We start from the raw sequence: 18,660 nt of genomic DNA on the forward strand, positions 1-18,660 counted from the left end.
TGACTGGGACGCATGAGGTTTCCTACTGGTTAGGAATGCTGGCCGAAGTAGCCTCTAACAAAGGATCAGAAATCGGTTGGAGCGCCCCCTTCGGAGATGCGGCGGTCGACAAAGGCCCGCAACTCTTCCTTGATGGCCACGTCCATGGGTGGTTCTTCGTATTCAGCCAGAATATCTTTGTAGATCTTGTTCGCACGCTCAACCGTCCAAACTGACCCTGCGCCCTCCCAGGCCTCATAGTTTCTCCAGTCGCTCAGGAAAGGCTGGTAAAAGGCTGTGGTGTAACGGTCCTGTGTGTGTTGGATGCCAAAGAAATGCCCCTCGTTTCCGACCTCACGGATCGCATCCAGGGCGATCTCATTCGGTCCGGCGGCACAGACCTCTGGCTGCAGATAGCGCTGAATTTGCTGCAGCACCTCGCAGTCCATAATGAACTTCTCCGGGCTGGCGATCAGCCCCCCTTCAAGCCAACCTGCAGCGTGGTAGACCATATTTGTGCCGGACTGCACCGCCGCCCAAAGCGAATTCGAAGTCTCCCACATGGCCTGGCCATCCGGCACATTCGCCGCGCAGACTCCAGAGGAGCGCATCGGCAGCCCATAGAAGCGCGCCATTTGCCCAGTGATCTGTGTGGCTCGCATGTATTCCGGCGTACCAAAGGCTGGAGCCCCGGATTTCATATCCACGTTGGAGGTGAATGTACCGATCGCGCAGGGTGTTCCCGGGCGCACATATTGGAACAGGGCAATGGCGCAGAGCGCCTCAGCCAGGGATTGCGCTACAGCCCCGGCCATCGTGACCGGTGCCATTGCACCCGCCAGGGTAAAGGGTGTGACGACAATCGCCTGCCCCCGCCGGGCCATCCGCAGGCAGCCATCGATCATCGGATAGTCATGCTTCAGCGGCGAGGTCGAGTTGATATTGGTATAAAGCTTGGGAGAGGCCTCAAACTCCTCATGGCTATGGCCGCCCGCAATGCGCACCATCTCCATGACGTCCTCAACCCGCTCCTTGCCCAGAGAATAGGCATGCATCGCCTTATCTGTAAGCACCAGCTTGTCATAGCTTGCCTCCAGGTGGCGGATCGAAGCATGCAGATCCACCGGCTCCACCGGAAAGCCCCCGGCAAAATGAATACAGTTGAAATACTGCGTCAGCCTGACGAGGTTCTGGAAATACTCCCGAGTTCCGGTCACCTTCTTGCCGAGGTCCAGATCCCAGTAGTTTGGCGGCGAAGAGACATTGCCAAACAGAATATGGTTGCCACCAATCGGAATGGTGCGGTCTGGGTTTCGCGGCGTGATGGTAAAGGAACTCGGAGCTTTGCCGATCATTTCCATGACAAACTCGCGATCCATCTTCACCAGATCGCCTTCGACTTTGCAGCCGGCCTCCTTCAGGATCTCCAAAGCCTCCGGGTTCAGAAAGACGATGCCGATCTCCTCAAGGATGCGCATCGCCCCGTCGTGGATCGCCGCCAGGCCCTCTTCCCCCAGGGGTTCAGTCGGGCGATCGGTATTCACCGGGATCGACCAGGGCATCTGGCTGAGAGCAGCGCTGCCCCGACGGGCTGCTGCGCCAGCTCTGCCACCACCTCGCTTGCTTGCTGCTCTGCGTGCCATGGTTTTCTCCCTGTATTGCCATGCATGCCCTACAGCTGGACCAGTTTTGACTATACAGACCTGCCCAATCACGACACCTCTTGTCGTTTTTGGATCAAAGAGCGCCGCAGAACTCTTTTTCTAGACACATGTGCCCAGTTCACCCAAATACCCGCTGGTTAGCCCGCGATTCGAGAGTATCCGCGCGTTTTAGTGAACCAAGCTCGCTTTCTGCCCAGGCGCGAAGGATCCCGGCACAAGTATAGCTGTCCTCAGCGATCCAACCAGGCTGGGAGATGCCCAATATCAGGGAGTACCACATCCGCATGCGGTGCAAGTTCACTTTCCAGAGCCATTCCAGTCAAGACACCAATCCGAAGCATCCCAGCCGCCGCTCCGGCTTCCAGGTCGTGGCAGCTATCCCCAACCATAGCGACTTGTTCCGGGGAAAGGCCCGCCGATTTGCTGAAGGCCAGCAACGGATCAGGGTCAGGTTTCGCCCCATGTCCACTGTCAAATCCAGCAACAAAGGCAAACCGGTCCAGAACACCGGCGGTTTTCAACTGGCTCACCGCAGAGCTTTCGGCGTCATTGGTCATCACCCCCAGAACCTTGCCCCGTGCGAGCAGACTGTCGAGCAAAGCCGCCAAAGGTACCGCTTCGCAGAGTTCCGCTGTTGCAGCACTCTCTGCCAGATAGCGCTCTAGCTCTTCCTGATCCATATGATCGACATGGGGGACCAGGGCCGCAGCCACTTCCCCGTTTGAGCTGGCAATCACCAGGCTGTCCGGGTTAAAGGCACGCTTCTCCAGATCATAGCTGATCACCTCAGCCATCGCCTGTAGGCGGCTCGCATCCCCCTGAGAGAGTTCCGCCAGAACCTCTGCAGCCCAGCCATTCCAGGTGGCTGCAAATTCAAACAGCGTTCCGTCCTTATCAAAGAGAAATGCTTCGACTGGCATGATGGTGTCCTTCAGAGTTCGCGTCCGACATGGGACCCTAGAGGCAAAAACGGCTCAGGCAAGCGATTCTTGAATGGTGATTTAATTTTCTATCAGGTCCAGTGCATCTGAGACTTGCCCTGCAAGATCATTTTTGCAGTCAGGGGGAGTTCATATTTCATGCCCTGCGAATCGCAAAACTGCATGACCCAGGCATCGTCCATCGTTAAGAAATCGAGCACCGATCCCAAAAAGTCGGAATCCCCAGCGCGAAGGCGAAGATCCTCCGCGCCGATGCCGGTAGATCCCATAAACACTTGAACCAGCTCATCATTTCCCATCAGCCAGGTCAAAACCTTCAGGCCGATGGTTTCTGCTTCTTCCATGCTCAGCTGCATAATCGGCACCTTCCTGCCATTTTGTCGACAATTTGGTGAAAACACGAAACAGTTTATTAACCAGACTCACTGAAACTTCCAAGCAGAAGCAATCAAGTTTGGAAAGGCTTCCAGGTGCAGGGAACGGTGTTGGTCATAGATGGTGTCGCCACCAACCGCATTATGCTGAAGGTTCAGCTGACCGAGGCATTCTATAGCGTCGAACAGGCCAGTTCGGTGGGTGAAGTACTGTCCGCCGCACGCAGATCCCGCCCCGATCTGGTCCTGACAGCCATGACCCTGCCGGATGGAGATGCCGCAGCGGTAAAGCAGGCTCTGCGGCAGGATGAAATGCTCGCCAATGTCCCGGTCATTGCTGTATCGCACTCGAATGCCCCCGAGCGCCGCCTCAAGGCTCTGTCGGCGGGGATCGACGACGTACTGCCCCAGCCGGTGGATGATGTCATCCTGCAGGCCCGAATTCGCAGCCTCTTGCGGGCGCGCAGTGCAGACGAGGATCTGCACCTTCAGCGTGATGCATCACATGGGTTTGTCCTGCCTCTGTCCGACCGCGCCGGACGCAGTGACATTTTCGGTGCCACAGTCGCGCTGATTGCAGAAGACCCCGAAACAGCTGCCAAATGGCAAGAAAGCCTCTCGCAGCAGGTTCCCTGCTCTGTGCTCTGCCACCAGCTTGGGGACATAAAGCCGCTGATGCAGGACCCCGTAGCCGACGTCTTTGTCATCGAGTTGAATGAAGCCTCCGCCGGACCAGGGCTGCGTCTCTTGGCGGATCTCAGGGCCAGAGCGGCGACGCGCCAGTCCGTCATTATCGCCATTCCCAACCCTGCGGATCCGCATATCGCCGCAGAGGCGCTGGATCGTGGCGCGCATGACGTATTGCAGGCCGGGTTTGATGTCGAGGAACTGGCTCTGCGGCTCACCACGCAGCTGCATTACAAGACCCGCAATGATCAACTGCGCGCCAGCGTGCGAAACGGATTGCGGGCGGCTGTGCAGGACCCGATGACGGGCCTTTACAATCGCCGCTATGCCAAACCATTCCTTGATCGAACCGCCAAGCGCGCTGCCGAGAATGGTAGCAACTACGCCTTGATGCTGGCTGATCTGGACCATTTCAAGCGCATCAATGACAGCTACGGCCACCCCGTGGGCGATGCGGTTCTGATTGAGGCCGCAAAGCGCCTACAGGCGGAGCTTCGTCCGGTTGATCTATTGGCGCGCGTTGGCGGCGAGGAGTTCATGATTGTCCTGCCCGGCGCGGATGAGATTGAAGCAGGCGTTGCAGCGGTTGATCTGTGCAATGCAATCAACAGCCGCCCCTTCCATATCGATGGAATTCGCGAACCGGTCGAGGTGACGATCAGCATCGGCGCAGTGATCGGGCGCGGCAACGATGATGCCACCCAAAGCGTCAATGATCTTATCAGCGCTGCAGATCGCGCACTTTATGACGCAAAAAACGCCGGCCGCAACCAGGTGACCATGGGGAAAAAGGGCACTGCCGCCGCTTAACCTACGCGATCTTATGGGCTTAGCGCCTTGGGCCAACGAACTCTAAGCGGTCTTCAAGCGAAAACCAATCTCGGGGTTATCGAATTGAACAGCCCCCTATCCAAATCCCGCCAGCTTCCCGGAAAAGAATAGCGCCCGGAGGGTCGATACTCTCCAGGCGCTTATTCAGATCAATCCAGCGGGATTTACGCTAGTCGCGGGAACCACCACGATGTTTGCGCCAGTGCTTTGATTTCTCTCTGAACCGTTCCGTTAAAGCTGCGCGTTCCTCCACCGACATATCAGACAGTCGCGCGACCCATTGCTCATGGTTGGCCAACATGAACCCGTGAATTCCATCCGCATCGCTGCGAAGGGCGGATCGCACGGCTTCAGGATCAAAGGGCTCCGCCTCTATAAGGCGGAGGATCTCGGCCATTGCAGAGTGACGCTTGCCAAAAACAGCGCCATGACGATCCAGCGTCTTACGCCGCCATTCGCGCTTGGTCTCGCGGTCTAGATCACCCATGATCAGATACCCCAAGAGAGCAGCACCATTTTTATGCTTGTAGGAAAAATCCTTGTAGCGCCACGCCGATCCTATGGCGATGCCAGCAACAGCAAGGTTCAGGGCCAGAGAGACGCCCAGCAGCACTTTTAGCCAGGGCCGCATACGATATTTGCTTTCAGCACTCATTCTACGGCCTCTTCTCCTAGCCAGGTCACCAGGTCAATGTCGTTATAGGCAAGGACGTCTTCGCTGCTGGAGATCTGGTAGATCTGCTCAACCGGGTCCGGCAGGAAAGCGGGCGGCGAGATGCCGATCCATAGCCCCGCCATACTGGCCGCCGCCAGACCGCCAAAGGCCGGCCAGCCGCCAATCGCGCTGACAAACTGCTGCCAGATCCGGAGCGAGAAACGCCCAGGCGGCTGCGTCACAGGCGGCGTGCCGAGTTCAGACTGAACCGCCGCCGCATCTGCCAGAATCGCAGCCATCAAATCCTCGGAGGGGCGCGCCGGAACTTGCCGGGCTTCTGCAAAGAGAGCCTCCAGGTTGTTCTCTGCTTTTGTGTCATCAGACATCGCTATACCCCAACTCATCGCGCCGCCCTGCCAAGATCTTTGTCAGAGCTCGTTTGCCTCGAGCGGTCAAGCTTTCGACCGCTTCGACGCTGATTTCCATTATCCCGGCGATTTCCGGGTTTGCCAGTTCTTCAATATGGCGCAGAACCACCGCCTGCCGTTGCCGTTCTGGCAATTGCAACAGGGCAAGCTGCAGCGCATCGTGACGCGCGTTGTCCTGCATCTGCTCTGGTGCCTGTTGCCCCGGGTCCGGAGGCTCTGGAATGGCATCCAGATCGATATGCCCGCCGCGCTGGCGACGTTTTAGGTCAATGCACAGGTTCATGACCACCCGGTAGATCCAGGTGGAGACCTTTGCCTGACCGGGTTGCCACTCTGCCGCCTGCCGCCAGAGCCGCATCATCGCATCCTGCGTCACGTCCTCCGCTTCGGCGCGGTTGCCCAGCACCCGAGTGGCGACCGCCAGGGCACGTGGCGCAAGCCGTTCTGTCAGCTCCACCGCAGCCCGCGCTTCGCCATTGGCGAAAAGCTTCAACAAAGCGTCATCGCTTGGACCTGCGTCAGCGGCCACCTCAGACACCCTGGGCATCCCCCGATACGGGGGCTGCCTGGAGGTCACGGTCAGAGGCGTAGCCTGCAACTGCACCATTTGCTTTCACTCAGTTTTGCTCCGAGCCACATTTGCGACCATGCCGTTTGCCAAATCGGGATTTGGCCTGGTCAAATTCCTCTTGCGAGATGCCACCACTTTCGTCCTGGTCCATTCGCTGGAACATATCACCATGGCGTTTGCCCTCTGGCAACTCGCTTTGGCTCAGGGCGCCGTCGCCATCGGTATCAAAGCGTTCGATCATCTTGGCCATGCGTTTGCCCGCGCGCTTTTGCATCATCGCCTGCATTTCTTCCGGGCTCAGTTTACCATCTCCATTGGTATCCGCCTCGGTGAAACGCGCAGCTTTATGTGCTTGCATTTCCGCCTTGGTCACTTCGCCGTTTCCGTCAGCGTCCAACTCTTGGAAGCTGGCCTTGTGGCCAAACCCGCCATACCCCTGCTTTGCCATGGCAGAACCAGCCGCAAGAATTCCTACTGCGGCGACTGCTGCGGCGATGAACTTTGCATGTTTCATTTCGTTTTCCTCTTCTGCATGGCAGCCTCTCGCTGCCGGTTACAGAAGCTAAACGCAGGGCGAGCTACATTCCGTCGCAGTTTTTTCGCACGATTGTCAGCGCCCTCCCGCAACGTTCCCTGAATTGGCGATTGGCGGCACTCGTCAGAGGCACTATCGTCGCTCTGAAAATTGAGGGCTTCACCTCTTTGATCGACCACTTGCAGGAGAACCACATGAGCAGCACGACCATTCAGGGGGTGACGTCGACGGATAAGACCGCAATCCGCAATGCCGCCACTGTCATTGCCCTGCGAGATCGCCACAGCAGTAACCCAAAGGTCCTGATGGGGCAGCGCGGCGCCAAGGCGGCCTTTATGCCCAATAAATTCGTCTTCCCCGGCGGCGCTGTGGATCTTGCCGATGCCGCTGTTCCACTGGCCGAGCCACTGCCGCAGACCTGCCAAGAGCGGCTTGCAGAACAGGCCAGCACCGGGCTGCATCATGCGCTGGCTGTAGCTGCAATTCGTGAGCTATGGGAAGAGACCGGTTTGATTTTGGGTCTGCCTGGCGAATGGGGGTCCCCAGTTGACCCAGATTGGCAGAGCTTTGCCGCCACCGGTCACCTCCCCTCTGCAAGGGCCTTGCAATTTGTCTTCCGTGCCCTGACGCCACCGGGCCGCCCACGCCGCTTTGATGCGCGTTTCTTTCTGGTGGACGCAAGCCAAGTCACGGGCGATCTGGATGATTTTTCCCGTGCATCGGATGAGCTGTCGCATCTGCAGTGGATCCCGCTGAGCGAGGTGCGCAGCTTTGATCTACCCTTCATCACCGAGGTGGTCTTGGCCGAGGTCACGGGGCGCCTCAGGGATGAAACCCCGCCAGAGAGCGTGCCCTATTTTCGCAATGACGATGAAAAGAGCCTGTTCATGCGCCTTAAGGGCTACCCGATGCCAGAAGATGGTTGAGCTTCCAGCCCGGTGGCCTTTTCCGGTCTCCGGGCTCCTTGCCTGTTAGCGAATGGCCAGCCCCAGCGCCAGGATCGACAGGACCAGCAGGCTCATGCCCAGGATCTCGCGGCGGCTGATTTTCTCTTTGAAGAACAAGACCGAGGCCAGCAGCGACAGCAAAAGCTCGACCTGCCCCAGCGCCTTTACATAGGCGGCGTTCTGCAGGGTGAAGGCCCAGAACCAGCAGAAAGACCCGCCCAGGCTGGTGAGGCCGACCCAGACCGCAACCTTGCGCGCCTGCCAGACACGGGTGATCTCTCCCGGTTCGCGCAGTTTCAGCCAGGCCAGCATCATCAGGCTTTGCATAGTGACCACCGCCGCCAGGGTAACACCCGCACGAAAAGCTGGCGCCAGATCCCCCAGCTCCAGCGAGGCGCCCCGGTAGCTGACAGCGGAAAAGGCAAAGAGCACCCCTGCCCCTAGCCCTAGGCGTGAGGCCCGGTTGGTCAGATGCTGCCACCAGGCGCCCTTTGCCTCGGGCGGCTTTGACAGCACCAGCACCGCGCAAAGTCCAATCAGGATCGCCCCCCAGCCCCAGGCGCTGATGCCATCGCCCAATACCACCAGGCCAACAATGGCGGTCTGGATGACCTCGGTCTTTTTGAAGGTGATGCCAACGGCAAAATTGCGCTGCTTGAACAGGGCCACGACGCAGACAGTGGCGAGGATCTGCGACAGGCTGCCGATCAGCCCAAAGATCCAGAAACGCGCGCTAAGCTCCGGCAGTGCCTGGCCCGTCAGGCCTAGGTACAGCGCCAGCCCCGTCAGGATGAAGGGCGCCGAATAGGCAAAACGTGCAAAGGTGGCACCGCCAGGCGTGAGGGTCACACTGCTCAGAACCTTTTGCAGCATGAAGCGCACGGTCTGAAAACTGGCGGCGGCAATTGTAACGGGTATCCATGTCAGCATGGTCCCGCTTATGGCGTTCTAGCGCTGGAAAGGCCAGAGCGGATGCGGCACCGGGTCCTTGCGGCGCAGGAAGTATTTGCCAAAAACCTCACGATAAGAGCTGTAGCGGTAGCCCCCGTTCACCGCGAGGAAGGCGGCGCGGTTCTGCCGGTAGAGGCGCGGCAGCGCATACCAGGGCACGCCTGGGTGCTTGTGATGGACAATATGCAGGTTGTTGTTGAGGAAGAGCCAAGCCAGCGGTCCGCGATCCTCGATCACCACGGTGCGGTTGTGGCATTCCTCATGGGCGCGGTGCTCCAGGAAGGTGCGGATCTTGATCAGAGCCAGCCCGATATAGGCCGCCAGCAGCAGCGCCCAAAGCGGCAGCGGCGAGGCCTGTGCGATCCAGATCACCGGCACCAGCCCCAGCGCATGCAGCACCCAGTCACGTCTGATGGCATGATTGCCCGCCCGCGCCTGACGCCAGTCATCCGCCATGAAACAGATCTGCCCCAGCAAAGGCCCCAGAACGATGCGCCCCAGGAGGGTGTTGTTCACCTCCAGAATGGCGCGCCGCCAGGCGGGCATCTTCTGCCAGGCCCCAGGGTCCTGAAAGTTGCTCTCCGGATCGTCATAGGGGTCGGTCAGCCGTTCATCCTGGTGATGCGCCAGATGGGTGTCGCGGAAGCGCCCGTAGGGGATCATCAGGGTCAGCGGCAAGAACATCAGCGCCTCGTTGATCCAGCGGCTGCGGAAGGGGTGCCCGTGCAGCGCCTCATGGGTCAGCGAGGAATGCAGCGCGCAAAAAAGGCTGAGGCAAAGGATGGCCAGAGGCACGCTAAGAGGCGCCAGCAGGAACAGCACGGCCAGCCAGCCGCCATAACAGCCAATGATCAGTGCCAGGGTGCCCCATTCCACGCCGCGTGGCATGCAGCCTGCGCTCTGGATTTCGCAGCTTTGCTCAGACATTGGCGCGCCCCCAGGAGATCCGGGTCCAGACCCGCTCGTAGACCAGGTAGCAGGCAAAACCCACGGCGGTATTGACCGCCGCCATGATGCCGCCAACAGTGACCGATCCGGTGGCTGCCAGGCCGACCAGGGTCATGGTGGCCAGGCCCATAAGGTTCCAGATCACCGCCTTCACCAATGACCGTTTGCGTGTTTCCATATGCTGCCGCTCCTCAGGCTGTTTTTTTTGCGAGATTGCTTGCGGCGACAGTAGGTTAGGGGCCGACTGTGCAGAATTCTGAATTTGATTAACTTTTGTCACGGTTGGTGATATCTATCACCATATGCAGAATTTGATCGACAAGCGCCTGCGGGCCGCACAGTTCCGCACCCGGCTGAACCGGGCCCTGAAGGACAGCGGCCTAAGCCAGAGCGCGCTGGCGCGTGCCACGGGCGTCGACCGCTCCACCATTTCGCAGCTACTGACGGATGAGGGCGCGCGCCTGCCCAATGCCCATGTGGTTGGCGCCTGCGCCTCGGCCCTCGGAGTTTCGGCCGATTGGCTCCTGTCGCTTTCCGAGCGCCCCGAAAGTGCGGCAGAACTGCTGGCGCTCTCCATGGCGATGACCGAAGCTCCCCGTGCTCTGGTGGATGAGCGCATATATGAATGGCATCGCGAGGCCATGGGCTACAAGATCCGCCATGTCCCCGCCATGCTGCCCGATATGCTGAAGACACGGGCGCTGCTGGAATGGGAATATGCCCCGCATCTGGGCCGTACTGCGGATCAGGCCATCGGCGCCTCAGAGGACCGCCTGGCCTGGATGCGCCAATCCGGGTCGGATTATGAGATCGCAATGCCGATCTATCAGCTCGACAGTTTTGCCCGTGCCGAAGGCTATTATGAGGGGCTGCCGCTTGATGTGCGGCTGGAGCAGCTGGACCAGATGGAGCGCCTCTGCACCCAGCTCTATCCGCGCCTGCGGATCTACCTCTTTGATGCCAAGCGGCTGTATTCCTCGCCGCTGACCATATTCGGCCCGCTGATGTGCGTCTTCTATGCAGGCAGCCACTATATGGCTTTCCGCGACCGCGAGCGGGTTGAGACCTATACCGGTCACTTCGACCGGCTGGTGCGAGAGGCAGACGTGACCGCCCGGCAAATCCCCGAACGGATCAAAATGCTCAAGGTGGCAATCACCGACTAAACACGCTCTTCCCCTGTTCTGCGGCGGGCTCGCTCCTTGCCACAGGCCCGCGCCAGCGGGCCGCGCAGGCTCAAGGCGCGGCAGCGCCTTGAGCCATCTTTGCCGGTTCAGACCTTGGGGTCCGGGTTTTCCGTATGGCCATCCACCGCGATCACCTGGCCCGAGACCAGCCGCGCGCCATCAGAGCCCAGGAATACCGCCATATTGGCGATGTCACGGGCTTCAACAAAGCTGCCCATGGAGGTGCCAGAGGCATAGCCCGCATAGACCTCATCCCGGGTCATGCTCTTGGCCGCGGCTTCACGCTCCAACACGCCCTCCATGCGCGGGCCCTCGACGGCGCCGGGGCAGATTACATTGGCGCGGATGCCAAAGGGCCCCAGCTCCATCGCAAGGGTTTTCATCAACCCGATGACCGCCCATTTCGCCGCGCAGTAAGGCGCGCGGTTCGGATAACCATATTGCCCCGCCGTCGAGGAGGTCACGATGATGGCGCCCTTCCCCGCCGCTTTCATCATCGGGGCGGCATATTTCGCCGCCAGAAAGCAACCCTCCAGATTGACGCTCACGCAATTGCGCCAATCCTCCAGTGCCACATCCTCGATGAGGGCGGTGGGCCCGGCCACGCCTGCATTGGCGCAAAGCACATCCAAACCACCCCAACCCTCTGCGATCTCTGCAAAAAGCGCCTTTACGCCCGCTTCATCGGTGGCATTGACCACTGTGCCCCGCCAGCCTTCCGGCAGATCGGCTAGGCTCTCCGCATTCACGTCAGTGACCCAGACCTGATGTCCGGCCGCGGCAAAGCCCTCCGCCAGAGCCCGGCCAATGCCAGAGCCGCCCGCGGTGATCAGGACCTTCTGGGCGCCGCTCATCGCGGTGCCCCGATGGCACGGCCCAGGCCTTCCGGCGCGGCCAAAGCGGCATGGGCTTCGGCCAGCTTGACCAGATTGGCCTCGATATGGGCGGCCGGCGGCGCTGAGCGGCGGGTCTTTAGGTCCACATGCAACAGCATATGCTCGCCGGTCGCCAGCAGGCGCTCACCCTCATACATCTCATGCCAGAGGTGCATTTTCTTGCCCGCCCCCATGATCACCCGGGTTTTCACCTGGATCGGCTGGCCCGCGTGGACCTCATCGATATGGCGGATATGGGTTTCGGCGGTGAAATAGCTGCCGCCGTTGGCGATATATTCCGCGTCGCAGCCGATGATCATCATAAGCCGATCGGTGGATTGCGCAAAGGCATCCAGATAGCGGCTCTCGGTCATATGGCCGTTGTAATCGGTCCAATCCAGCGGCACGGTGCGGCTCTGGGTCAGCACCGGCTGGCTCAGATCCGCAAGATCTTTGATCGAGCGCACAAGCCCCGCCTCGCCCTCAAGCGTGATGTCATGGGCGTTTTGCAGCGCACCCGCACCCCAGTCATTTGCGCCCAGCGCCCGCATCATGCCAACCAGATTGTCGTCGCGGATACGCTCCATCTCGCGGATCGACATATGGCCCGATTGCGCATCCGACTGGCCCGCGATCAGGTCCACCAGCTCATCGGTGAATTCCGGCACATCCATCAGCTTGGTCCAGGGCCAGCTGAGGCAGGGGCCGAACTGCGCCATGAAGTGCTTCATGCCCGCCTCGCCGCCTGCCACCCGGTAGGTGTCAAACAGACCCATCTGCGCCCAGCGGATGCCAAAGCCGTAGCGGATCGCATTGTCGATCTCTTCTGTGGTGGCGATACCGTCTTTCACCAGCCAAAGCGCCTCGCGCCAGACCGCCTCCAGGAAGCGGTCAGCAACATGGGCGTCGATCTCTTTCTTCAGATGCAGGGGGAACATACCGATGCCGGTGATGATCTCTTTTGCCTTGGCGATCACCTCTTCACCGTTGGCAGCGGTGGTGACCAGCTCCGCCAGCGGCATCAGATAAACCGGGTTGAACGGGTGCGAGACCACGATCTGCCCGGCATTGCCGCGCCCTTCCTGCAGTTCCGACGGCTTGAACCCCGAGGTGGAGGAGCCGATGACGGCCTCGGCGCCCGCATGGGCCTCCAGCTCCGCATAGACCTTCTGCTTCAGGTCCAGCCGCTCCGGCACGCTCTCCTGGATCCAGGCGGCACCTTCGACCGCTTCCGCGATTGTGGCATGGAACGTCAGCTGCCCTTCGACCGGCAGAGTCACATTGCCCAGCCCCGGCAGGGCACGCCGCGCATTGCCCAGCACTTCGCTGATCTTGCGCTCTGCTTGCGGGTCCGGATCAAAGACCCGCACATTCCAGCCATTGAGCAAAAAGCGCGCGGCCCAGCCGCCGCCAATAACACCACCACCGATGATTGCTGCTGTTTTTGACATTCGTATCTTCCTAACTAGCGCCTCAGGAGTTATCCAACTCTCTAGTGAGGGCACATAACTTCTAGCCGTTCACCCTTCTCAAGCACCGGCTCACAAATCCAGGCATTCACAACAGGCGCACAGGTGCCGGTCTCAGCCAAGCAAGATCCTGCTTCACACTGGCTGCCATCCGTACACATGCGCCCAGCATCAACAGCCGCTCGCTTTGGCAGTTGGCAATACGTTATTTGCGCATAGATGCCTGTCCGTGCAAACACTCCACCCTTTGCTGCACACTCCTTGGCCATGAGCCTCTCTTCTTTGGTTCGAGGTCCTCGGTCGTATTCGGATTGGCATGCAGCCATGAGAAGAAGCATCGCCCAAGAAATGAAATAGCGCATCAAAGGTCCCTTTATCAAAGCAGTGCTGAGACGCTATTCCCTTTGTTGTCTTTGTCAATTCAGCCTTTAGGCGCCCGTTTCACCAACCCCAGTTGCTCGCGCACCTCTGCCGGTCCCATCAGCTTGCCGCCCATGTTCTCGATGATGGTGCCCGCGCGCTCCACCAGCTGGTAGTTCTCGGCCAGAACACCCTTATCGAGCCAAAGGTTGTCCTCCAGCCCAACCCGCACATTGCCGCCCGCCAGCACAGAGGCCGCCACATAGGCCATCTGATCGCGGCCCAGTGAAAACGCCGACCAGTTCCAGTCGCTAGGCACATTATTGACCATGGCCATAAAGGTATTGAGGTCATTCGGCGCGCCCCATGGCACACCCATGCAGAGCTGCACCAACGCGGGGTTTTCCAGAATACCCTCTTTCACCAATTCCTTGGCAAACCAGAGATGGCCGGTGTCAAAAGCTTCGATCTCGGGCTTCACACCAAGGTCCGTCATCATCTGCCCCATGGCACGCAACATGCCGGGTGTGTTGGTCATCACATAGTCAGCCTCGGCAAAGTTCATGGTGCCGCAATCGAGTGTGCAGATCTCGGGCAAACATTCGGCGATATGGGCCATGCGCTCGGTGGCGCCAACCATATCGGTGCCCGCCTCGTTCAGCGGCAGCGGGTTTTCAGTGTCGCCAAAGACCATATCGCCGCCCATGCCCGCGGTGAGGTTCAGGACCACATCCACGTCCGCATCGCGGATCCGGTCGGTGACTTCACGGTACAGCGCCAGATCCCGCGCAGGCGCTCCGGTCTCAGGGTCGCGAACATGGCAGTGCACCACAGCGGCGCCGGCCTTGGCCGCAGCAATGGCGCTTTCGGCGATCTGCTTGGGCGAACGCGGCACATGCGGGCTGCGATCTTGGGTGCCGCCAGAGCCGGTCACGGCACAGGTGATGAAGACGTTTTTATTCATGTTCAGAGGCATTTTTGGTTTTCCCCGCGATGTACAGGGATTTGCCCCGGGTTATCCCCAGGCTCCTCCCCAGATTCTGATTTGCTTTGACAGCGACTCTGCCGCAGCATTTTGCGGCACAGTTTACACCAGGCGAATCGAAGTTGATGAAATCCGCAAAAAACATCCTGCAGCCCGAGCATAAACCGCTGAAGACGGCGGTTCTGGTGCTCGACGAATGCAATACGCTCTCCTTTGCGGCCGCCGTTGATCCGATGCGCGCGGCCAATCGGCTAGCCGGGCGCGCCGCCTTTGACTGGGATTATGTCAGCGCAACGGCTGAGCCTCCGATGCTCACCTCGGGCCTCACGGTGCCTGCCACGCCGCTGGCGCGGCTGCAGGACTGCGAGCTGCTGATCGTTGTGGCCGGATTCCAGCTGGCGCAACAGGCCACCCCCAGCCTCCTTGCTGGGCTACGCCGCATCGCTGCAACGGGCGCGACACTCGCGGGCATCGACGGCGGTCCCTGGCTCCTGGCGGAGGCCGGTCTGCTCGATGGGCACCCGGCCACCACCCATTGGGAAGACCTGGAAAACTTCTCCGCCCGCTTTCCCGAGGTTGATGCCCGCAATGACCGTTTCACCACATCCGAAGGGCGCATGACCTCCGGCGGCGCCACCCCTGCGATTGAGATGATGCTGCATATCATCAGTGCGCGCCACGGGGCCGGCTTTGCCTCCCGCGTCGCAGGGTTGTTCCTCTACGATGGGCCTGCCGCAGAACAGCGCCCGCAGAGCCGCCTGGGCGGTCATCGCCACAATGCGCTCACCGCTAAGGCCAATGCCATGATGGAGGCCTCCCTGGATGAGCCTCTCTCCCTTGCTCGGATCGCGGGCGAGTTGGGCACCAGCCAGCGCAGCCTACAGCAGCAGTTCCGCCTGCGCCTCAATACCACACCGCAGGATCACTATTTGCACCTGCGCCTGGCAGAGGCGCGCCGCCTGGTCACGGATACCGATCTCTCCTTGATGGAAGTCGCCCTTGCCACTGGCTTCACCTCGCCTTCCAGCTTTGCCCGCGCCTTCCGGGTGGCCCATGGCACCTCAGCCCGCGAGCTGCGTCAAAGCCGCAGCGAAGAGCCCGCCTCCAGCCTGACCCGTGCGGGAAACACCCGCACCATCACCCCGCCCCCAACCACCCACTAAGCCAGGGTCTGCACAGGCAATTTTGCCACCAGTGGGCCGGATTTCGGGTCAAGGGCCGCACAGCGGCTTTGCGCAGCAAAGTTCACCCTTGAGGCGAAATCCGGATCGCCAATACTGGAACTGGCGCCTTTGGAGCAGAGCTGCTCCAAAGCGCTTCTCAGCAATTGCCCTTCCCGCCGCGCGCCAGCGCGGCGCCGAGCCCAACAGCAAGGGGGCATTTCAATGCACCCGATGCTGGCGGGAGCTCCGCCCCTCTGCTTCAATCAGTAAGGCATCGGATGGGCGCGGTGGGCCTGATCAATCTCCGACAGCACCTCTTGCGGCAGTTCCAGATTGACCGAGGCCAGTATACGTTCCATCTGCTCCAGCCGTGTAGCCCCAAAGATCGCCGAGGTCATGAAGGGACGCGTCCGGCACCAGGCCAGCGCCATCTGCACTGGATCCAGCCCATGCCGCGCGGAAATTTCCAGATAGGCTGCAACCGCATCGTAAACCCGCGGCGAATGGCGCCCGCCCAGTTCCGGGTTGATCGTCTTACGCGACCCCTCGGGCAGCGCGCCACCCTGATACTTCCCGGTCAAAAGCCCGGTCCCCAGAGGTGAAAAAGCCAAAAGGCCGACATCCTCGTGATGGCTAAGCTCCGCCAGATCGGTGTCGAACATCCGGCACAGGAGCGAGTATTCGTTCTGGATCGAGGCCACCCGGGGACCGCCCCCCTCCTCCGCCAGACGCAGCCATTGTGCCGTTCCCCAGGCGCTTTCATTCGAGAGGCCAAAGGCGCGAATCTTGCCCGCTTGCTGCGCCCCCTGCAAAGCACCTAGGCATTCCGCCATATTCTCCAGCACTGCCGCGCGGTCCTGCTGTGAAGGGTCATAGCTCCAATTCTGCCGGAACATATAGCTGCCCCGGTTAGGCCAGTGGAATTGATAGAGATCGATATAATCCGTCCGCAGTCGGCGCAGCGAGCCCTCGATGGTTTCTGCAATGGTCTGGGCCGAAATCGGCGCGCCATCGCGCACCGCCATCAGCCCCTGACCGGAGTGTTTGGTGGCCAGAACAACCTCTGCCCGGCGGCCACTGGCGGCAAACCAATTGCCAATGATCTCCTCGCTGCGGCCCACATGCTCTTTGGCAATCGGATTAACCGGATACATCTCGGCCGTGTCGACAAAATTCACCTCAGCCTCCAGCGCCCGCCCGATCTGGGCATGGGCCTCTGCTTCCGGTGTCTGGGTGCCATAGGTCATCGTACCCAGGCAAAGCTCAGAGACCTCAATACCGGTGCGGCCAAGCGGATTCATCTTCATATGTACAGGTCCCACTATCCTAATTCGCACCGCACACTATGCTGTTGTGCCCTCGTTTCAAGCCAATTTTAAGTTAAACTGAAATTAGAAAACATTCGGATTTTCCATGTAAATTTGGATTGTATACCGAGGCATACATACTGAGATTAGCTAAAATTGGAGGTCTAAGATGACGAACACGTCCCCTAGAAACCTACGTGAAGCCCTGTCAGAAGCTGAAGCCAGGGTTCCCCAGATTTCGGTCCGTGACGCGCGCGCTCTCCTTAGCAATGAGCACGTACTGTTTATTGATCTACGTGACATTCGAGAGATAGAGCGCTTTGGCGGCATCAAGAATGCACATTGCTGCGCACGCGGTTTGCTCGAATTCGCGCTCGACCCGGAAAGCCCCTATTTCCGTGAGGTCTTCAGCCAATATGAGACCTTTATCTTCTACTGCGACAATGGGATGCGCTCTCTTTTGGCCGCGCAAACCGCTCAGGACTTCGGATTGGGGCAGGTTTTTGCGCTCGAAGGCGGATTGGAGCGCTGGATGGAGCTTGGCCACCGCTCCGAACCGCTGCGTTGGACACCCGATGCCGCCTGACCCTGCTTGCATTTCTCACAAGAATTGCCAAATCTGTGCCCGGGCCGATTTCAAGAGGAAATGACCATGGCACAGACGATCACTAAAGGTATCAAGGCCCTTCTGGCGGAAGCCAATGCGGTTGTCACCACGCTCTCGGTTGTTGAGGCAATGGAAAAGGCCCAGGATCCTGACTATGTCTTTGTCGATCTTCGTGACATCCGCGAGGTGCAGCGCACCGGGATGATCCCCGGCGCTTTCTCCTGCCCGCGCGGCATGCTGGAATTCTGGATCGACCCGGATAGCCCCTATCACAAACCCGTCTTCAACCAGGATAAGACCTATGTCTTTTATTGCGCCAGCGCTTGGCGATCTGCCCTCAGCGCAAAGCTGGCAATTGAAATGGGGCTCAGCCCGGTCGTGCATCTTGAGGGTGGATTTTCAGCCTGGGCCGAAGCGGGCGCACCTGTTGTCCCACGAGAGAGCTAACCCCAGGCCCAGACCTCTCTGAACGCCGCCCCTTTTGGGGGTCAGAGCCCCTTCATGCAAAGCCTTTCAGATGCGGACAAGCCAGATCAAATAAATTTGAGAACAAAGAGCGAACATGTTAGCGTCATGGCATGTCGACTCACCTTCTCAACCGCCGTAGATATCGACCGGGCACCACCCTAAAAGTGACGGAGGGACTAGAACTGTCCCTTGGGCGCGCCCATGAGGCCTGTGGACCTGCGCGTGTCAGCTTTGCACTCTGGCTCGCCGCAGTCAGCCCTGGACCCGTGCTCTGGATCTCTGCCGCCTGGTCGCAAGAGCAACTCAATCCAGCTGGAATATTGGAGTTTGCCGACCCCTCCCGCTTTCTCTTTGCCCGCGCCAACAGCCGGGATGATCAACTCTGGGCTCTGGAAGAGGGGCTGCGCGCCGGTGTCGCCCCCCTGGTGGTTGCCGATCTCGATCATCCTCCGGCCCTTACCCCGGTGCGCCGCTTGCACCTGGCGGCGGAACAAGGGGGGCAACAAGGGATGCCTCCCCTGGCGGTCCTCCTCACCCCTGGTGAGGGCGGCGCGGCTGGGATTGAAAGCCGTTGGCAGCTGCACCCCAGCCATCAAGGGCAACACCGGATCTGGCATCTGCAGCGGCTGCGCGCCCGCAGCCTGCCCCCAGCCTCCTGGCACCTGCAGCAGGAGGCGCCGGGTCAACCCCTGCGCCCCTGCCCGCCTCCCTGATCTCAGCCATGATCC

21 protein-coding genes are annotated in these 18,660 nt (G+C 60.0%); 7 read left to right on the plus strand and 14 right to left on the minus strand.

Going from position 1 to position 18,660, the window contains the following annotated elements; translation table 11 throughout:
* Positions 1-65 precede the first annotated feature (65 nt).
* From RSK20926_RS09325 to RSK20926_RS09335, 3 genes are all read right to left on the minus strand, one after another.
* A complete protein-coding gene (locus RSK20926_RS09325; RefSeq protein WP_008206143.1) occupies positions 66-1,622 on the minus strand; it encodes a trimethylamine methyltransferase family protein in 1,557 nt (518 codons plus the stop codon).
* A gap of 251 nt (positions 1,623-1,873) precedes the next feature.
* Complete coding sequence (locus RSK20926_RS09330) at positions 1,874-2,563, minus strand: HAD family hydrolase (RefSeq protein ID WP_008206149.1); 690 nt, start codon at positions 2,561-2,563, stop codon at positions 1,874-1,876.
* 92 nt (positions 2,564-2,655) lie between these two features.
* Entirely contained in the window at positions 2,656-2,940 is a 285-nt protein-coding gene (locus RSK20926_RS09335; RefSeq protein WP_008206151.1) for a DUF3572 domain-containing protein, read from the minus strand.
* A gap of 114 nt (positions 2,941-3,054) precedes the next feature.
* On the opposite strand from RSK20926_RS09335, the gene RSK20926_RS09340 reads away from it, so the two are divergent.
* Positions 3,055-4,455 (plus strand): diguanylate cyclase, encoded by a 1,401-nt coding sequence (locus RSK20926_RS09340; RefSeq protein ID WP_037254541.1) that lies wholly within the window; start codon positions 3,055-3,057, stop codon positions 4,453-4,455.
* Positions 4,456-4,645: 190 nt separating this feature from the next.
* Here the strand turns inward: RSK20926_RS09340 and RSK20926_RS09345 are convergent, their stop codons facing one another.
* From RSK20926_RS09345 to RSK20926_RS09360, 4 genes are all read right to left on the minus strand, one after another.
* Positions 4,646-5,131: a periplasmic heavy metal sensor gene (locus tag RSK20926_RS09345; RefSeq protein WP_008206154.1), complete on the minus strand. Its 486-nt coding sequence runs from the start codon at positions 5,129-5,131 to the stop codon at positions 4,646-4,648.
* Positions 5,128-5,517: a hypothetical protein gene (locus RSK20926_RS09350; RefSeq protein WP_008206155.1), complete on the minus strand. Its 390-nt coding sequence runs from the start codon at positions 5,515-5,517 to the stop codon at positions 5,128-5,130. The genes RSK20926_RS09345 and RSK20926_RS09350 overlap by 4 nt, the downstream gene beginning before the upstream one ends.
* Positions 5,510-6,106 carry an RNA polymerase sigma factor gene (locus tag RSK20926_RS09355; protein ID WP_008206158.1) on the minus strand — a complete coding sequence of 199 codons (597 nt, stop codon included), beginning with the start codon at positions 6,104-6,106 and terminating at the stop codon, positions 5,510-5,512. The genes RSK20926_RS09350 and RSK20926_RS09355 overlap by 8 nt, the downstream gene beginning before the upstream one ends.
* Positions 6,107-6,176: 70 nt before the next feature.
* Positions 6,177-6,644: an EF-hand domain-containing protein gene (locus tag RSK20926_RS09360; RefSeq protein ID WP_008206160.1), complete on the minus strand. Its 468-nt coding sequence runs from the start codon at positions 6,642-6,644 to the stop codon at positions 6,177-6,179.
* Positions 6,645-6,859: 215 nt separating this feature from the next.
* Between RSK20926_RS09360 and RSK20926_RS09365 the strand changes: the two genes are divergently transcribed.
* A complete protein-coding gene (locus RSK20926_RS09365; RefSeq protein ID WP_037254544.1) occupies positions 6,860-7,591 on the plus strand; it encodes an NUDIX hydrolase in 732 nt (243 codons plus the stop codon).
* A gap of 45 nt (positions 7,592-7,636) precedes the next feature.
* Here RSK20926_RS09365 and RSK20926_RS09370 read toward each other — a convergent pair whose 3' ends face one another.
* From RSK20926_RS09370 to RSK20926_RS09380, 3 genes are read right to left on the minus strand one after another with little or no spacing between them, the layout of a single operon-like run.
* A complete protein-coding gene (locus tag RSK20926_RS09370; RefSeq protein ID WP_008206163.1) occupies positions 7,637-8,542 on the minus strand; it encodes a DMT family transporter in 906 nt (301 codons plus the stop codon).
* A gap of 18 nt (positions 8,543-8,560) precedes the next feature.
* Positions 8,561-9,490: a fatty acid desaturase gene (locus RSK20926_RS09375; RefSeq protein ID WP_008206165.1), complete on the minus strand. Its 930-nt coding sequence runs from the start codon at positions 9,488-9,490 to the stop codon at positions 8,561-8,563.
* On the minus strand, positions 9,483-9,689 hold the full coding sequence (locus RSK20926_RS09380) for a DUF2061 domain-containing protein (RefSeq protein ID WP_037254546.1): 207 nt from the start codon (positions 9,687-9,689) through the stop codon (positions 9,483-9,485). The genes RSK20926_RS09375 and RSK20926_RS09380 overlap by 8 nt, the downstream gene beginning before the upstream one ends.
* Before the next feature lie 124 nt (positions 9,690-9,813).
* Here RSK20926_RS09380 and RSK20926_RS09385 point away from each other — a divergent pair, with 124 nt between their 5' ends.
* Positions 9,814-10,677 carry a helix-turn-helix domain-containing protein gene (locus RSK20926_RS09385; RefSeq protein WP_008206169.1) on the plus strand — a complete coding sequence of 288 codons (864 nt, stop codon included), beginning with the start codon at positions 9,814-9,816 and terminating at the stop codon, positions 10,675-10,677.
* Positions 10,678-10,784: 107 nt separating this feature from the next.
* On the opposite strand, the gene RSK20926_RS09390 is transcribed toward RSK20926_RS09385, so the two are convergent.
* From RSK20926_RS09390 to RSK20926_RS09400, 3 genes are all read right to left on the minus strand, one after another.
* Entirely contained in the window at positions 10,785-11,552 is a 768-nt protein-coding gene (locus RSK20926_RS09390; RefSeq protein WP_008206170.1) for an SDR family oxidoreductase, read from the minus strand.
* Positions 11,549-13,024 carry a carnitine 3-dehydrogenase gene (locus RSK20926_RS09395; RefSeq protein ID WP_008206171.1) on the minus strand — a complete coding sequence of 492 codons (1,476 nt, stop codon included), beginning with the start codon at positions 13,022-13,024 and terminating at the stop codon, positions 11,549-11,551. Before RSK20926_RS09395 ends, RSK20926_RS09390 begins: the two co-directional genes overlap by 4 nt.
* Before the next feature lie 439 nt (positions 13,025-13,463).
* Positions 13,464-14,378 (minus strand): 3-keto-5-aminohexanoate cleavage protein, encoded by a 915-nt coding sequence (locus tag RSK20926_RS09400; protein WP_037254548.1) that lies wholly within the window; start codon positions 14,376-14,378, stop codon positions 13,464-13,466.
* Between the two features lie 134 nt (positions 14,379-14,512).
* Here RSK20926_RS09400 and RSK20926_RS09405 point away from each other — a divergent pair, with 134 nt between their 5' ends.
* Positions 14,513-15,550, plus strand: coding sequence for a GlxA family transcriptional regulator (locus tag RSK20926_RS09405; protein WP_037254550.1), 1,038 nt, complete (start codon positions 14,513-14,515; stop codon positions 15,548-15,550).
* A gap of 263 nt (positions 15,551-15,813) precedes the next feature.
* Here RSK20926_RS09405 and RSK20926_RS09410 read toward each other — a convergent pair whose 3' ends face one another.
* Positions 15,814-16,857 (minus strand): aldo/keto reductase, encoded by a 1,044-nt coding sequence (locus RSK20926_RS09410; RefSeq protein WP_008206175.1) that lies wholly within the window; start codon positions 16,855-16,857, stop codon positions 15,814-15,816.
* A 169-nt stretch (positions 16,858-17,026) separates the two neighbouring features.
* Here RSK20926_RS09410 and RSK20926_RS09415 point away from each other — a divergent pair, with 169 nt between their 5' ends.
* The 3 genes from RSK20926_RS09415 to RSK20926_RS09425 all read left to right on the plus strand — a co-directional run bounded on the left by RSK20926_RS09415 (position 17,027) and on the right by RSK20926_RS09425 (position 18,645).
* Positions 17,027-17,443 carry a rhodanese-like domain-containing protein gene (locus RSK20926_RS09415; protein WP_008206177.1) on the plus strand — a complete coding sequence of 139 codons (417 nt, stop codon included), beginning with the start codon at positions 17,027-17,029 and terminating at the stop codon, positions 17,441-17,443.
* Between the two features lie 66 nt (positions 17,444-17,509).
* Positions 17,510-17,911: a rhodanese-like domain-containing protein gene (locus RSK20926_RS09420; RefSeq protein WP_037254552.1), complete on the plus strand. Its 402-nt coding sequence runs from the start codon at positions 17,510-17,512 to the stop codon at positions 17,909-17,911.
* Between the two features lie 131 nt (positions 17,912-18,042).
* Positions 18,043-18,645: an ImuA family protein gene (locus tag RSK20926_RS09425; protein ID WP_008206181.1), complete on the plus strand. Its 603-nt coding sequence runs from the start codon at positions 18,043-18,045 to the stop codon at positions 18,643-18,645.
* Positions 18,646-18,660 lie beyond the last annotated feature (15 nt).

This window comes from Roseobacter sp. SK209-2-6, from assembly GCF_000169455.1.
Lineage (GTDB): Bacteria > Pseudomonadota > Alphaproteobacteria > Rhodobacterales > Rhodobacteraceae > Pseudophaeobacter.